The sequence below is a fragment of the Mesorhizobium sp. M0816 genome, from assembly GCF_040320005.1.
GTDB lineage: Bacteria > Pseudomonadota > Alphaproteobacteria > Rhizobiales > Rhizobiaceae > Mesorhizobium.
Genome location: NZ_JAMYOT010000001.1, coordinates 311621 through 327717, shown reverse-complemented (window position 1 = coordinate 327717; position 16097 = coordinate 311621). Strand labels below are relative to the sequence as shown.

Here is a 16097-nt window from a genome sequence, read left to right as displayed (position 1 = left end):
ATCAAGCCGTAACCGCCATGGGAACGCGATCGGGCAGGACACTTCCGGTCGGCTCCTCCATGCCGGAGAAATCCTCCCGCATCTGCATTTCTGTGTAGAGCTTGGCCGCTTGCGCGAGAGTTGCATCCGCGCCAGCAATCTTGCCGCGCCGCTTCGCGAGCCCGAGAGCTAGCAAGGAGCGGGCAAGCTCCGGCCGCAATTCAACCCGCCTGGCAAGATTGCAGGCCTGTTCGAGCCAGCCAATGGCCGATCTGGAAGGCTTCAGCTCGGCAAGGCCGCGCAGTACGATGATCTCGCTCCACGGATCGCCGCGTCCCCGCGCAAGCTCGAGCGCATGGCCGAGATTGGCCGCAGCTTCCGGCTCATACAGGCGCGCACGCACGCATGCGAGCACCGCGCGCGCGTGACATTCGAACTGGGCAAGATCGAGCCGCTCAGCCTCGGTCACCGCCATTTCCAAGGTGGCGCCCGCGTCGTGGTTGCGGCCGAGCAGGAATTCCGCATGCCCGAGCACGGTCAACAGCCATGGCCGGAGTAGGATAGATGCGCTGGTAGCGGCTTCGGAGGACCACAATTGCAGCGCCTCGACAAGCGCCGGCTCGGGCCCGCGCAGGACGCCCACCACACCGGTGAAATAGGCGGCCGCGCAGCTATCGATCGGGCGCGCCACTTCGGCGGCGACCTTCTGCAGTTCGGCAAGCGAACGTTCCGCATCATCGAACCGGCCAAGCCGCGCTTCCGCCTGCGCGCGGTGCCCAAGGTACCAAACCGCACGCGCACCGAGCTGTCCGAAACGCTCCAGACGCCAAGCTTTGGTGAACCTCTCCTCATGCGGAACAAGCCGCTCCAGCACCTGCCGCGCCTCGCTGCGGATCAGAAGCGCCTGTGAGGCGGCCAGGTCCGACTCGCTTATGCAGCGCTGCACGCCATTTGCCGTCGCGCCGCGCTTGAGTGTGTCGGCCGGTTCCAGCGCCTCCTCGTAGCGGCCGTGGGAGCTGTTGAGATAGCTCAAGTGGAGCAACACGTCGGAGATGAGTTGCGGATCGCCCAGTTCCATGGCCAGTTCGCGCGCTTCCAATAGCTGCGGCAGCGCCTTCCGATAGGCACCCAGGGCGCCGTAGGCGGGCCGCATCCGCACCCGCAGGTTGATCGCCTGGGCGAGGGTTTTCGGATTTCGGGGCAGCGCGGCGACTGCTTTGCGGGCGTTTTCGAGGAACTGGACCGCGGCGGAATAGGCCGAGCGTTCCTCGGCCCGGCCCGCCGCTTGCAGCAGATAATCCGCGGCCGGTTCCCAAGCCTCGGCACGAAGCGCGTGTTCGGCCAGTTCCTCGATGTGGTGGTTCAGCGATCCGGCATAGAGTCTGTCCATCGCAACCAATGCAGCCCGATGCAGCCTTTTTCGGTCCTCCGCCAGGAGAGATTCGTAGGTCACCTTGAGCGTCAACGCGTGCTTGAACGTATACTCCACGTGAGGATAGCTCTGGACCTCGAACAGGAATTCCAAACTCTGCAGTTTGGCCAGGCATACCCCCAGCTCCGCCTCCGAGAGCGGCGAGAGCGCCCTCAGCAGGGGATACGGAACATTCTTGCCGATAACCGAAGCGAGTTGGAGTGCCTGCCTTTCCGAGTCACCCAGCTGCTGGATACGTGCGGCGATGAGCGATTGAACTGTCGACGGGATGGTGATGGAATCCACTGGCCTCTTGAGCTCGTAGCGGCCGGACTGGCCGGCAAGTGCACCGTCCGCAACCAATCCGCGCACCATTTCTTCCAGGAATAGCGGCGTGCCCTCGGCCCGCTCGGCAAGCGATTGCCGCAGTTCCCCCAAGCTGGGATCGGATCCCAGCAATTCGGTGAGGAACTGCTCCATTTCGTCCCGCGCGAACCGCTCCAACCTTATCTGCTGGAAATAGCCGCGGCGGTTCCATTCGTGTCGGTACTGCGGCCTGTAGGTGGCGAGCAGCATGATACGGTTGGCGCCCATGACCTCGACCAGCCTGTTCATTACGGCCTCGCTCTCGGCATCGATCCAGTGCAGATCCTCGATAAGCACGGCTACGGGCGAGGCCCGGCTCAAGGCAACGAGAAATGCGCTCATCGCCTCGGATACCCGTGAGGTCCGCTCCCGCGCGTCGAGATGCCACCAGGAAGAATCGTCGACCGGCAGGTCCGCGAGGAAGGAAAGCGGCGCCGTATGACTTGGGTCCAGGTCCAGTTCAGCCCGTTTGAAGGCAAACAGGCGCTGGGCTTCCGCCAAGCCGTCTTCGCCACGAATGCCACAAGCCGAGAGCAGCAGCTTCTTTACAGCACCCAGAGTAACTGATGAATCAAACTCCAGACCGCCACATTCAAGCACAGTAAAACCGGCCACCTCGTCGAGGGAGAGAAATTCATGGGCAAGCCTCGACTTGCCCATGCCGGCGTCGGCGACGATCCCGGCGACCTGGCCGTGGCCCTCCCTGACCCGGCGCCAGGTTGCAAGCAGGATTTTCAGCTCGAGCTCGCGCGCCACCAGTCCGGTGAGGCCACGGTTGGCCCTCAGGTGCCAGCGCGACAAAGCGTGATTTTCGCCCAACAGCTCGTAAATGCGTTCCTCTTGGCCAAGTTGCGGATGCTCCGAATGCGCTAAGCGGTGCATCTGCACATAGCCGCCGGCGGCTGCGCGCGCCCGGCCTGTCGCGGCGATCGTCGCACGGTGCAAGGCACGCATCAGCCGGTTGGCCGCACGCGGCGCGGCTCCGGCCAGTTCAACCTTGCTGGCTTTGGTCGTCCATTGCTGCCGTACGATCACCTCGCCGGTGTCTATTCCGGCCCTCAACTGGATCCCGCCCTGGGAAAGCTCCTCCACTGCCAGCTTGGCCGCAAGCGCGGCGCGGCATGCAAGATAAGCGTGATCCTCGGTGGCGCGAGCGAGGCCGAATGCTGCGGTGATTGTCCCGTCAGCAGCCGACGTGACGACGCCGCCATGGCTCTCCACGACTTCTACCACCCGATCCTCGACGGGCTGGAATTCGCGGATCGCCACTTCGGGATCCTCCGTTTCGAGGAGATGCATGGGACTGACCACTTCCGCGGCCAGCACTGTTATGTATTGCCGAGAGCGGTTGATTCCCAAGGACGCCGGAGGGCCTGCCAGTTGCTGCGTCTGTTCGGGGTCGGCAAGGAAACGACGCGTTTCGTCGACGAAGGTCGCGAATGCCGGTTCGTGGCCAAGCAGCACGTGGTTGACGCCGTCTAGCGCAACGAAACGCGCGCCGGGGATTTTGCCGGCCATCGCCCGGCCATGATCGAATGGAATGACCGCGTCCCCCGTGGCATGCATCACCAGGGTTGGGACGCGGACCCGCGGTAACAGCTCGTCGACGTCGATGACGGCGCCTTCCTCGAAAATGCGATGGGCAATTTCCGGCGAGACGGTATTGCGTTGCAGCTCGTTATACCAATTCCTCTGTTCCGGCGTTGCTTCCGGAATGAAGAGGGAGGTGAACATTTGCCGGAACACCGGGTCGTCTTGGCCCCAGCCTTCCTGTATCAGCGCTCCCATCGCTTCGCGGCGCGCTATTTCGCGCTGATTGCCCCGTTTGCGCCAACCTTTGGTGAATCCGCCATACAGCACCATCCCCGCCACACGCTCTGGATGCCGGACGGCATAGGCTATCGAAACGGCGCACCCCTGGGAAATGCCAAGCAGGGAAACGCGGCGCAGACCAGCGGCATCGATGATGCTCTCCAGGTCGGCAACCATGGCCTCGAAGGACAGGTCGGCGGGATACCGGTCCGACAGGCCGTTGCCGCGCTGGTCGTAGCGTATCAGCTGGTAGTGCGCGGAGAGGCCCTCGATCCAATGCTTCCACACCGGACTGTCCCATTCGAGCTCGAGATGGGACATCCAGTGGGCGGCCCTTACCAAAGGGGGGCCTTGACCACTCAAGGAATAGGCCAAGCGCGCGCCGTCGGGCGTCGTGCACCGGCGAATCTCCTGCGCCAGGGTTCGCTCCGGCGGAGAGGCAAGCTGTATCTCCGACGCAGGCAAAACACGAGTCGGAGGGACGGTCTCATCGGCGGGAGCGACCTCGATGTCGGTTCTCGAAGCGCGGCTTTGGACCATGGCGGATTGCCGTGCTGCCTCGCTCAGCCGGCGGATGTCCGCTCGAAGAGCCTCGTCCCCAGGCTCCAACCCGTCCAGGACATGCGCGTACGGAAGTGCCCGCGCCGGCTCAAGCCGGTCGACGAGCACCCGAAGGATGCGCAGATGCGTCACGTGCAGTTCGTCGGCGGTCGCAAGGCGCCAGGCTTCGAATTCCGGACAGCGCGGCAGTGAAAGATCATCCAGGAAACGGCCGCGGAACGCTCCGGCGAGGGCCTCCAGTTTCTCCGGTTCGAGAGCCTCTATGTCACGACCGCCGAGGCCCCGGAGCGGCGCGATGTCCAGCACGACTTCGCTGGTGTTCAGGCGAACTGCGTTGCGGTCGGCTTGCAGGATCTCGCCGTTCCCGAGGTCGACGACCTGTCGGATCTTCGAGAGACTCCAGCGCAGGGCGCCGCGAGGATCGTCCGGTACCTCCCAAAACATTTCGCAAAGGCGCTCGCGCCGCTGCGGGCGCTCTACGAGCGCAAGATAGGCCAGTAGCGCCCGCGTCTTTTTCGAAGGCGGCAAGGAAACGACCTCGCCAAGGCGAAGAACGGTCAGATCTCCGAGAACGCGAATTTCGAGCGACACTTTGCCAATCCCAGTCGCTGCTAAATTAGCCATGGATTGTATCAAGTCCGTGCCGTTGCCGAAAGCTTTCGTTTCCGGAAGCGTGAGGTTTCCGCCTGCGCTCTGATTTGCCTTCCCTTCGTGGGAAGGCCGACACGGACAAGTCCACATGAATGCCGAGCCGGAACGGGATCACGCCCGTTCCGGCTCGCTTTGATGGTGCCGACGGCACTCTGAAAGGCCCGGAGGCGGGGTCTCACGCTGCCGCGCGCACCCATCGGGGCAGCAGGCTCTCGGGATTTGCGCATGCGCCGGGCGTGTAGTTTGCGCCAACGAACTCCAGCCGGGCGGCGAGCGTGCCGTCCCGCCAGGCCGCAAGCGTATCCATGCAGCCACCGATATGCTCGCCGCCGACAAAGACCTGCGGAATTGTAGGCGAACCGATCCGGGCCCTCAGAGCCTTGCGGATTTCCCCGTCCCGGCCGTTCTTCTGGAATTCCGGAGCATCGATGTCGATGGACCTGTAGGCGATTCCGGCACGGTCGAAAAGCTTTCTTACCGTCCAGCAGAATTCGCACCATGTCAGGGCGAATATGACCACCGGATGCTCCGGATCATAGATCGCCTCATCGACAAACGCATGCGCCGACTGATCGATTTGGATTTCGTTCACGGGCGCCGATGAAAGGGCGAAGGACGGCGGCCGGTCGAAGCGGTAGCCGGGTGTGGAGCGAGAGATCGCCTCTTCGGCTGGCGACATTTCCTCGCTGATGTGATCGAACAGGATCGTGCTGAGATACCGCTCGCCCGTGTCAGGCAACATACAGAGCACGTTCCGCTCCGGTCCGACGCGTCCAGCGATTTCCAGTGCCCCGCTCAAGGTAGCCCCGCCGGAGATCCCCGCCAGTATTCCTTCTTCCGTCGCAAGCCGGCGCGCAGCTTCCAAAGCGCTGGCGCCTGAAACCGGCAAGATTTCGTCCACAAGATCGTCAGCCATCGCGTTGCCGACGATCTGCGGAATGAAATCAGGGCTCCAGCCCTGCATCGGGTGTGGCCGGAAGCGAGTGTGCGCCCGAGTGGGCAGTCCGTGTTCGTCGAAAGTTTGGGGAATGCCACTCGACAGCAGCGCCGAATTGTCGGGCTCGCAGACGATGATCCGCGTTTCCGGGCGCTCGCGCTTGAGTACTCGCGCCACACCGGCCAGCGTTCCGCCGGTCCCGGTGCCGGTGACCCAGTAATCGAGTGGACGGTCCTGGAACGCCGCGAGGATTTCGAGCGCTGTCGTGCGGGCATGGACATCGGCGTTGACGGGCGTCTCGAATTGCCGGCAGAGGAACCAGCCGTGCGCTCCGGCCAGCTCGACCGCCTTGGCGAGCATGCCGCTGCCGCGCTCGACGGCAGGGGTCAACACGACCTTGGCACCGAAGAAACGCATCAGCTTGCGGCGTTCGAGGCTGGCGTTCTCCGGCATTACGATGACGAGAGGATAGCCTTTCCTCGCGCAAACCATGGCGAGTCCTATGCCAGTGTTGCCGCTCGTCGCCTCGATCACCGTCTGGCCAGGCCGAAGTGCCCCGGAACTCTCCGCTTCTTCGATGAGCGCGGCGGCAAGCCGGTCCTTGACCGAGCCGCCAGGATTGAACGCCTCGAGCTTGGCATAGAGCGAAGCGGCGCCGTTGTTGATGCGGGAAAGACGGACGACCGGCGTATCGCCGATCGTGTCGAGAATGCTGTCGTAGATACTGCTCATCTCAGCTGTCCTTGCCTGGTGATGACGGTGCTCCGCCCTCTTCGATCTCTGAGGTTGGCAGGAAGGCCGTGGTTTGCAGCGTTCGAACCAACGTGGAATCAAATGGATTTCGACGTTTGAATCAGCGGCTCATCGCAGGGTCCGGAAGGCGGCCGCATGGGACCTGCGCTCTCGCGCCGGATGACGCCGCCAATACGCCCAGAACCACGAGATTGGCCGCGCCAGCGACAAATGCCACCAGGAAAGCACGCCCATAGCTGCCGAAGCTGTCATAGACGAAACCGCCGAAATAACCGGCCACCCCCATGCCCAGCCAGGCGATCAGCATGACGATGCCGAGTGACTGGCCAAAGCGTTCGGCTGGCGCAAACTGGCGCACGCAAAGGATCAGGCACGTCATGTTTCCGGCGAAGCCGAAGCCGAAAACCGCCGACAGCGCCAGAAGGCTCAGCTGCTGGTCCAGCGCGGGAAAAATCGCAACGCATGCCGTCTGAATAAACGACGCCAGGGCATAGGCGGCAAGATTGCTTGCCCGGTCGGCGAGGAGCCCGAACGCGATCCGCCCGACGGCGCCGAACAGCATGGCGGTCAGCAGGCTGAGCGATCCGACATCCGAAGACCCGCACACAGCCGTGACGAAGCTCGTGAGGTGCATCAGCGGGACGCCCATGCAGGCGCAGCAAAGGAAGGCTGCAGCTGATAGCAGCGCCACCGGAGAAAGCCGGCCACTTTGGAACCCTGGCTTTGCTAAAAAACGCACCGGCGCGGGAAGGACCTCACTGACGGGCGGCGCCTGAACCGCCGGCATGGAGATCGCCAGCGCAGCCATCGTCCCCGCCGCCATGATCGCGTATGCGAGGCGCCAGCCGACGCCGTCAATCAAGGCATTTGCGGCGTAGGGCATTATGCCTTGGCCTAGGGCTCCGCCTGCTGTGACGATCCCTATCGCCAGGCCGCGGCGGCGGTCGAACCAGAGTCCGGTCACTGCAAGTACCGGCGCGTACAGACAGGCAAAGCCTAGCCCGCCCAAAGCGAAGTTGGCCGCATAGATCTGCCAGAGCGAAGTGGCGGAGGAAAGCGCGGCGAGCGCGATCACCATGCCAGCCGAGCCGATGAATAGCAGGCTTTTGACATTCAGGCGGTCCGACAGCCGGCCCCAGAACAGCCCGCCCAACGCCATGCCGACGCTTGATAGCGTGTAGGCAAGGCTGATGTCGGCTCGCGACCAGCCAAACTCCGCCTCAAGCGGTCTGATGAAGACGGATGTCAGCGCCAGGCTGCCAAATCCGAACGCCATGGCGGTTGTGGCACCGGCCGCAGCCAACAGGCCGCGCAGCCGTATTGCGCCGTCCCGAACCTCCCTGCCTCCAGTTGGTGATACCTGACGATTCGACATGTTTCTGACCTCGAAGGACCTCTTCGAAGCTGTCATCGGCCAGCGGTATGGAAGCAGGCGTGTGCGTCAGCGTGGAAAGCTCCAACGCGGGCCGTGGAAACGCCCCGCCTAAACTTGCAGCCTCCTCTCGGTGAACGGCGGATCAGGGAGATCTTATGATCATCGCCAGCGCCACCATGACGGACTGGTTGACGCCGAGCATGATCTCGGGACCGGCCAGCGGCAGTTGAACGCGAAAGAAGACAGGGTCTGTATATGGCCGGTCGCCAACTATCCGTCGGAGCAGCTGACCCTTTAGCTAACCTCCCGCGCCGGATCGGCTGCCAGCGCCAGGGAATTTGCGACGTGCTCGAGGTGCTCCTCGTCCAGAATGCTGGTCGCGACGCGGACAGCGTTCGTTTTTCCCGTCGAAAACTTCGCTCCGGCATGGACCGCGATGCCGTGGGCGGCCAGCGTGACCATCGCGTAAGGTTCCGAAGCAACCGGAATGAGGACGCTGAGACCGTGTCCGGCGTCGATATCGACATTGCGTTTGGCCAGTTCGCCAGCGAGCCGTTCGCGACGGCCGCGGTATACCTCCTTCGCCTGCTCCACCAGGGCGGCCGTGGCCGGGTCTTGCAGCAGCCAGGCGGTGGCTGCCTGCAGGATGCGGCTGGTCCATCCCGAGCTGAAGCTGCGGTAGGACTGGATCTGCTCGACGATCGTCGCCGATCCGGACAGCACAGCGAGCCGCAGATCCGGGCCGTGGGTCTTGGAATAGGACAGGATATGGACGACGCGATCGGGAAAACGCCGGCCAAGCGAAATGCGCGGCGCCGAGGCAATATCGCCGACGCCGTCATCTTCGACAATCAGCACGTCGGTGCCGGCGAGCAGGTCGCCGGTGACTTCCAGCCGCGCCGACGACATGCAGGCGCCGGTAACCGAATGGACGCGCGGCTGGAACAGGAACGCGACGGGCCGCTGCCGCAGAGCGTTGGCAAGTGCATCCGGCAAGGGACCGTCGCTGTCGCAGTCTACCGGGATGATCGGCACATCGAGATCCTCGAGGATGTCGAGCAGGCGAAGCGCCGTCGGGTTCTCGATGGCCACCGGCGCCCCCGGCGGGACCAGCGCATGCAGCAAGGTGTAGATGGCGTTGTAACCGCCATTGGTGGCCAGGAACGCGCCGGGATCGTACGGCCATGACGGGCGCACTGCGGCCTCCAGCTCGGGCAGGATGCGCACCCGCTCGTAGCTGTTGAGCTTTTCGGCGCGCGCACCATGCGCCAGCGCGATGTCGAGCGGCGGCAAGAGCCTCACATCGGGCTCCGCGATCGCCAGGTTCAGAACATCCTGTCCGTAATTGCCGCCGCTCATGTGGCGCTCGGGCCGGGCGGCAAAGCGGTTGCCCATGATCCAGGTGCCGTTGCGTCCGCGGCCGCCGATGATCTTGTAGCGCCGCAACTCGCTCCACGCCTGCGAGACCGTCGCCGGGCTGACGCCAAGCACATAGGCCAGATCGCGCACCGGCGGAAGCTTTGCGCCGACAGGCAGCGCGCCGCTTCTGATCAGCGCACTGGTCTCGCGCGCGATGCCGCGCATCGTGCGGTCGCCAAGGCGATCAGCGAACCATCCTGCATCGAAATCCATCGGCACCCGCGACCATTAAAGCTAATGTTCAATAACATAATAACATTTGATCGGCCAAAAATAAACATTTACCAATCGCCGGTCAAACATAGCGTTGAAGTTCATGCCGATGCCCGTTTCCATCACTGTAGCCACCCGCGATTGGGACTATCTCACCCCTTTGGTGCTGGGTGACGTTACTTCGAGCCGCTTGTCGGTGAAGGTTGATCGCGTCGCCACGCTCATTCCGGACCTCGGTACCGATCCGCACTACGATGCGGCGGAGGTCTCATTCAGCCGTTATGTGTCGGCCATGGCTTCGGGCGTCGATACGGTGGTTGGACTACCGTGCTTCATCATGCGCGGCTTTCGCCATCGCTGCATCATAACGGTCGAGACCAGCCCGCTGGAACGGCTTTCCGACCTTGCCGGCAAACGCATCGGCGTGACCGGCTGGCGCGATTCCGGCAACACATGGACGCGCGCAGCACTTCGCCGTGGAGGCGTCGGCGTCGAGGATGCCTATTGGTTCGCCGGCAGGCTGACATCGGGGCACCCGATCGCCGACCGCCTCGACGGATTCGGCAGGCCGGGGCGCATCGAAGCAGCACCAGGCGAGCGCCCGATGATGGAGCTGCTGGCACAAGGCGAGCTCGACGCCGTTTTCACGCCCTTCATGCCGGACGGCTTTTTCGGCCCGGCTTCCGGCTTCCGGCAAGTGCTGCGCGATTTTCGCGCGGCCGAACGCGCCTATTTCGCCGACGTCGGTTATGTCCCGGGCATGCATCTGGTCGCTGTCAAGGCCGCCCTAGTCAGGGAGCACCCCTGGCTGCCGCAGGAACTCGCCAGGCTGATCAACGAAAGCCAGCGCGTCTGGACGGCAAAGCGCCGAAAATATGCCGATACCTCGCCCTGGATCCTCGAGGAGCTGCTTCATGCGGGGCGCGACCTGCCTGCCTCCTGGAACGCCAGCGGCCTGCCGGCCAACCGGCGCATGATCGAGGATTTCGTCACCGAGCTCCATGCCCAGGGCATTCTGGCGGAACCGATTTCCGCCGAAGCCTTGTTTCCTTTCGAGGCCAGATCGCGGGCCACCGCAGCCTGAGAACGCACAACGAAGAACACGAAGGAGAATGCCATGAGGACAATCAGCTTCATATTCGCCTCGCTCGTCACCATGCTGGCGCAGGCCAGCTTTGCCCAGGATATCCAGAAGCAATCGGTGAACGAGGATTTGCGGGCCCGGCTGCCGGAAGAGATCCGCGCGGCGGGAAAGATCACAGCCGTCAACAACGGCTCGTTCCCGCCCTATGAGATCGTCACCGGCACCGAACTGTCGGGGGCGACCAAGGACATTTCCGACGCCATCGGCCTGCTGCTCGGTGTCGAGATCGATCATGCCTCGGTCGCCGGCCTGCCGGCTTTTCTGAGCGGCATCAATGCCGGCCGTTATCAGTTCGCGATGGGGCCTGTCGGCGACTATCCCGACCGGCAGAAATCCAACGACTTCATCGATTGGGTGCGCGAATACGTCGTCTTCGCCGTCGAGAAGGGCAACCCGGAAGGCATCACCTCGCTCGACACCGCGTGCGGCAAGCGCATCGCCGTCATGTCGGGTGGCTCGGCCGAAAAGGTCATCAAGCAGCAGGCGCAGAAATGCACCGAGGGGGGCAAGCCGGCCGTCGAGGTGCAATCCTTCACCGACCAGCCGAGCTCGATACTGGCCGTCCGGTCGAAACGCTCCGACGCATTCTTCTCCTCGCAGGCGCCGCTGACCTATTTCGTCGAGCAGGCGAAGGGCCAGCTGGAACTCGCCGGTGTCGGCCAGGCCAACGGCTTTAAGGACATCTACCAAGGCGCCGTCGTAAAGAAGGGTTCGCCGCTGGGCGGCGTGCTGCTCGACGCCTTCAAGATCCTGATGAAGAACGGCACCTACGCCGCGGTCATGAAGAAGTGGGGCCTCGAGAAGAACATGATCGACGCGCCAGGCATCAACCAGGGCCAGTAGAGGCTGCCATGACCGACGCCACCGCTGCCTACGCGGCCGGGCTGCCGCGACGTCCCGACGACGCGCTGCGCGACGTCAAACGAGCCCACAGGCCGTTTCCGCTCGTCCGGCTGGCGCTCTGGGCGTTCACCGTCGCCGTGGCGGCCGGCTTCGCCTATATCGTTGCGGTCAACCCGAATTTCGGCTGGCCGGTGGTCGCCCAGTATTTCTTCGATCCGACGGTCATGCAGGGGCTTTCCGTAACGCTCGGCCTGACGGTCGTGGCGATGATCCTGGGTATCGTGCTCGGCCTGCTGCTCGCCATCGCGCGCATGTCGAACGACAGGCTGGCATCCCTTCTCTCCGGCCTGTTCATCTGGTTCTTCCGGGGAACGCCGCTGCTGGTGCAATTGATCCTGTGGTACAACCTTTCGACGCTGTTTCCGCGCATTTCCATTGGCTTCGCCAGTTGGAACACCAACGACCTGATCACGCCTTTGACGGCCGCCGTTCTTGGTCTGGCGCTGAACGAGGCCGCCTACATGGCCGAGATCATCCGTGGCGGGCTGCTGTCGGTGGACAAGGGACAGGCCGAAACGGCTGAAGCCTTCGGCATGACCCGCGCCCGGTCCTTGCGGCGCATCATCATCCCGCAGGCGATGCGGTCGATCGTGCCGCCGACCGGCAATCAGCTGATCAGCATGATCAAGGCGACGTCGCTTGTCAGCGTCATCGCCATGGCCGACCTGCTCTACTCGGTGCAGTCGATCTACAACCGCACCTTCGAAATCGTTCCGCTGCTGATGGTTGCAGTGCTGTGGTACCTGCTGATCACCTCGGTCCTCAATGTCGCGCAAGGCGCGATCGAACGCCACTACAGCCGCGGCGACCGCGGCGCGCGCGAGAAGACCGCGACCGCCACCCTGGAGGCCGCCAATGAGCGCGCATGACACGCCCCTGGTCCGGGCGCGCAACGTTCACAAGGCGTTCGGCCCGCTCGAGGTGCTGAAGGGCATTGATCTGGACGTCGCGCCTGGCGAGGTGGTGGTCATTCTCGGACCGTCCGGCTCCGGAAAGTCGACCTTCCTGCGATGCATCAATCATCTCGAGGCGATCGACCAAGGGTCGATCGAGGTGGACGGCGAGCAGATCGGTTACCGGTTGCACGACGGCCGCCTCGACAAGCTTTCCGACCGCGCGATCGCCGCGCAGCGGCGCAAGATCGGCATGGTGTTCCAGCAGTTCAATCTCTATCCGCACATGACGACGCTGCAGAACGTCATCGAGGCTCCGGTCGGCGTTCACCGGGAGAACCGCAAGGAGGCGATCGGCTACGCCCGCGAACTGCTGACCCGTGTCGGTCTTGCCGACAAGATCGACGCCTATCCGCGCCAGCTTTCAGGCGGCCAGCAGCAGCGCGTCGCCATCGCCCGTGCGCTCGCCATCCGCCCGAAATTGATGCTCTTCGACGAGCCGACGTCGGCGCTCGATCCGGAGCTGGTCGGCGAGGTGCTCGCCACCATGCGCGATCTCGCCAGGCAGGGCTTGACCATGATCGTGGTCACGCATGAGATCGGGTTCGCCCGCGAAGCGGCGGATCGGGTGGTGTTCATGGACGACGGTAATGTGATCGAGGCCGGACCTCCGGACGAGGTTCTCGCTAAACCCAGGCACCCGCGCACGCGGGCTTTCTTAAGCCGTTTCATCTAAAAGCAAAGCCGGCGCGGCACCTGCTCGGCCGGCAAAGGACCTCCCATGCCAAAGACCTCCAACCAGTTCGCCGACATTTCCGACTTCGCCGACAAGGCCGCCGAGCTTGCAGCGGCCCGCCAGCACCTGCACGCGCATCCCGAGCTTTCATTCCAGGAGCACGAAACGGCTGCATACGTTGCCGAACGGCTCGAAAGCTGGGGCTATGAGGTGACGCGCAATGTCGGCGGGCTCGGGGTCGTCGGCCGCCTGCGCCAGGGCAGCGGCCGCAGCATCGCCATCCGTGCCGACATGGACGCCCTGCCGATCACCGAAGCGACCAATCTCCCTTATGCCAGCCAGGCCAGCGGCAAGATGCACGCCTGCGGTCATGACGGCCACACCACGATGCTGCTCGGCGCCGCCGAATACCTGGCGCGCACACGGCATTTCAACGGCACGGTGAACCTTATCTTCCAGCCGGCCGAGGAAGCCGGCAAGGGAAGCGGGGCGCAGGCGATGATCGCCGACGGCCTGTTCGAGCGCTTTCCCTGCGATGCGATATTCGGGCTGCACAACCACCCGGGCGCGCCGACGGGTTCGTTCCTGATGCGCGCCGGGCCGCTGATGGCGGCGAGCGATACCGTCACCATCAGGATCGCCGGGCGTGGCGGCCACGCCTCGCGTCCGCACCTGACGGTCGACCCGATCGTCGCTGCCGCCAACATCGTCATGACCCTGCAGACGGTTGTGTCGCGCAACGTCAACCCGATCGAGACAGCTGTCGTCACCGTCGGCACGATTCACGGAGGCACGGCCTCCAACGTCATCCCGGAACACGCCGAAATCACGCTGAGCGTCCGCTCCTTCTCGGCCGAGATCCGCGACACGCTCGAGCAGCGTATTCGCAATATCGCAGCACTTGTGGCGCAGGCGCATGGCGCAACGGTCGAGATCGATTACGAGCGCGGCTACCCAGTGGTGGTCAACTCCGAGCGCGAGACGTCCTTTGCGACAGACATCGCTGTCGAACTCGTCGGTCAGGACAAGGTGTCCGTCTGCCCGTTGATCCCCGGCAGCGAAGATTTTTCTTATTTCCTCGAACACAAACCCGGTTGCTTCCTGCGCCTCGGAAACGGCGAGGATTCAGCCATCCTGCACAGCTCGAAATATGATTTCAACGACGGCAATCTGACCGTCGGCGCAGCGCTCTGGGCTCGTTTGACCGAGAGATTCCTGGCCGCTTGATCCATACTTGCGGCTGGGATTGTCGATCGGCCGGTCGAGCATTATTGGGGCGACCGGCCGCGCGACGATGCTCAACGAATTCTCACGCATTCCCCCTCTTCGAATGCGATAAGAGCTTCGCTTTCAGACAAACAAAAAGTCACTCGTCGTCAGCGGGCTTGTAAAGTTTGCGAGAGTAACTTGATCGACTCCTGCGGTAATGATGGTGTCGGTTCCACTTTGCGCAATTGTGAGATCATCGAACGATTGCACGCCCTCCACGCCACTAAATACAATGGTGTCGCCTTGGGTCTGGCTGAAGTCGTAGATGGTGTTTTGGGTTCCGACCGTCATTGAACCATCGTCCTTGAATATGAATTGATCTCTGCCGCCCTGAGCCAGTTCGCTCAGTTGCCCGTCACCCCACATGTCGTTGATGACCGTACAGCCGGGTGCCGCGCTCCCGGCGTACAGGGTATCGTTTCCGCCCAGAGCCGAACCGGACATTTGTAGAGCGTCGCCGCACAGGAAGTTGCGGACCTGGCCGCTTTCGCTATTGTGGCCCCCGGTAAGAATGTCGTTGCCGCCCCTGGCGGAACCGGACATAGCGAGGGCGTCGCCGTACAACTCGCTTAGAACATCCGGACCGGAGTTCCTGTCGCCACCAGTCAGGGAATCATTGCCGCCCACAGCGCTGCCCAGCATCGTGACCGCATCGCCATACCCCAAATCATGAGTGCCTTGCAGCACGGCCACGTCGTCGCCACCGCGAGCGTGGTCGGACATGTTGGCGCCCGCGTCACCGTAGAAACTTATCTGGGACCCACCAGCGCTCGTGAAGTTGTCGTTGCCGCCCTCGGCGAAACCGGAAAGATCACCGCCCGCATCGCCATAGAGAGTTTTGCTCAGAAGAGCCCCACCCGTGTCCGTGTAATGGTCGTCGCCGCCCTGAGCATGGTCAGACATGTTGCCGCCGGCATCGCCGAAGAAAGTGTTGGTGGAAAAGAAGCTGCTCGTGAAGGTGTCGTTGCCACCCTTGCTGTGGCCTGACATATCGCCGCCGGCATCACCGTAGAAAATATTGACGGAGTCGGTCCGGCTCGTAAAGCTGTCGTCGCCGCCTTGCGCATGGCCGGACATGTTGGTGGCGGCGTCACCGAAGAAAGTGTTGGTGGCCTGTTGGGAACCCTGGAAGGTGTCGTTGCCGCCCTTGCTGTGGTCCGACATTTCGCCGCCCGCATCACCGTAGAAGGTGTGGGCAGTTCCTTGTTTGGTTTGGGTCAGGAAAGTGTCATCCCCGCCCCGGGCATAGCCGAACATCTTGCCGCCGGCGTCACCATAGAAGGTATCGACTACCTGCCTTGCCACTCCACTGTTGAAGGTATCGTTGCCGCCCCTGCTATGGTCCGACATATCGTCGCCCGCGTCACCAAAGGCAGTGGTGGTGGAGGATGACAGCCCCGTGGTGAAGGTATCGTCACCGCCCCGAGCAAAATTGAACAAGCTCCGAGCCGCGTCACCGTAGAAGGTGTAGGTCGACGGTGCGGTTTCCGTAAAGGTGTCGTTGCCGCCTCTTGAGAAATCGAGCAGGCTGCCGCCAGCGTCGCCGGTCAAGATATTCGTATTTGGATCGCCTGTGAGGGCGTCATCGATACCCCGCTGATGATCTGCTAGATCACTGGTAGTAAAGGGAACGCGTGTAGACATTATCCGCTCTCCTGTTGAGCCTACCCGTCCC

Annotated in this window: 10 protein-coding genes; 5 read left to right on the top strand and 5 right to left on the bottom strand. The window is 63.2% G+C overall.

The features are described from left to right. Position 1: 1 nt before the first annotated feature. The 4 genes from NKI17_RS01550 to NKI17_RS01535 all read right to left on the bottom strand — a co-directional run bounded on the left by NKI17_RS01550 (position 2) and on the right by NKI17_RS01535 (position 9477). Entirely contained in the window at positions 2 to 4720 is a 4719-nt protein-coding gene (locus NKI17_RS01550) for an alpha/beta fold hydrolase (protein ID WP_352905306.1), read from the bottom strand. Positions 4721 to 4955: 235 nt separating this feature from the next. Continuing rightward, positions 4956 to 6449: a cysteine synthase A gene (gene cysK, locus NKI17_RS01545; RefSeq protein WP_352569378.1), complete on the bottom strand. Its 1494-nt coding sequence runs from the start codon at positions 6447 to 6449 to the stop codon at positions 4956 to 4958. Between the two features lie 121 nt (positions 6450 to 6570). Further along, entirely contained in the window at positions 6571 to 7845 is a 1275-nt protein-coding gene (locus tag NKI17_RS01540) for an MFS transporter (RefSeq protein ID WP_352697860.1), read from the bottom strand. 294 nt (positions 7846 to 8139) lie between these two features. Then, the gene (locus tag NKI17_RS01535) at positions 8140 to 9477 is read right to left on the bottom strand and encodes an aminotransferase-like domain-containing protein (RefSeq protein ID WP_352905305.1); all 1338 of its coding nucleotides are present in this window, start codon (positions 9475 to 9477) and stop codon (positions 8140 to 8142) included. Positions 9478 to 9586: 109 nt separating this feature from the next. On the opposite strand from NKI17_RS01535, the gene NKI17_RS01530 reads away from it, so the two are divergent. From NKI17_RS01530 to NKI17_RS01510, 5 genes are all read left to right on the top strand, one after another. After that, entirely contained in the window at positions 9587 to 10561 is a 975-nt protein-coding gene (locus tag NKI17_RS01530; RefSeq protein WP_352569383.1) for a substrate-binding domain-containing protein, read from the top strand. A 72-nt stretch (positions 10562 to 10633) separates the two neighbouring features. After that, complete coding sequence (locus tag NKI17_RS01525) at positions 10634 to 11464, top strand: ABC transporter substrate-binding protein (protein WP_502894407.1); 831 nt, start codon at positions 10634 to 10636, stop codon at positions 11462 to 11464. A gap of 8 nt (positions 11465 to 11472) precedes the next feature. Beyond that, the gene (locus NKI17_RS01520; RefSeq protein ID WP_352634368.1) at positions 11473 to 12393 is read left to right on the top strand and encodes an amino acid ABC transporter permease; all 921 of its coding nucleotides are present in this window, start codon (positions 11473 to 11475) and stop codon (positions 12391 to 12393) included. Further along, a complete protein-coding gene (locus NKI17_RS01515; protein WP_023674014.1) occupies positions 12380 to 13153 on the top strand; it encodes an amino acid ABC transporter ATP-binding protein in 774 nt (257 codons plus the stop codon). The genes NKI17_RS01520 and NKI17_RS01515 overlap by 14 nt, the downstream gene beginning before the upstream one ends. 45 nt (positions 13154 to 13198) lie before the next feature. Beyond that, positions 13199 to 14380, top strand: coding sequence for a M20 aminoacylase family protein (locus tag NKI17_RS01510; protein ID WP_352455185.1), 1182 nt, complete (start codon positions 13199 to 13201; stop codon positions 14378 to 14380). Positions 14381 to 14503: 123 nt separating this feature from the next. On the opposite strand, the gene NKI17_RS01505 is transcribed toward NKI17_RS01510, so the two are convergent. Continuing rightward, positions 14504 to 16066, bottom strand: coding sequence for a hypothetical protein (locus tag NKI17_RS01505; RefSeq protein WP_352905303.1), 1563 nt, complete (start codon positions 16064 to 16066; stop codon positions 14504 to 14506). Between the last annotated feature and the right edge of the window lie 31 nt (positions 16067 to 16097).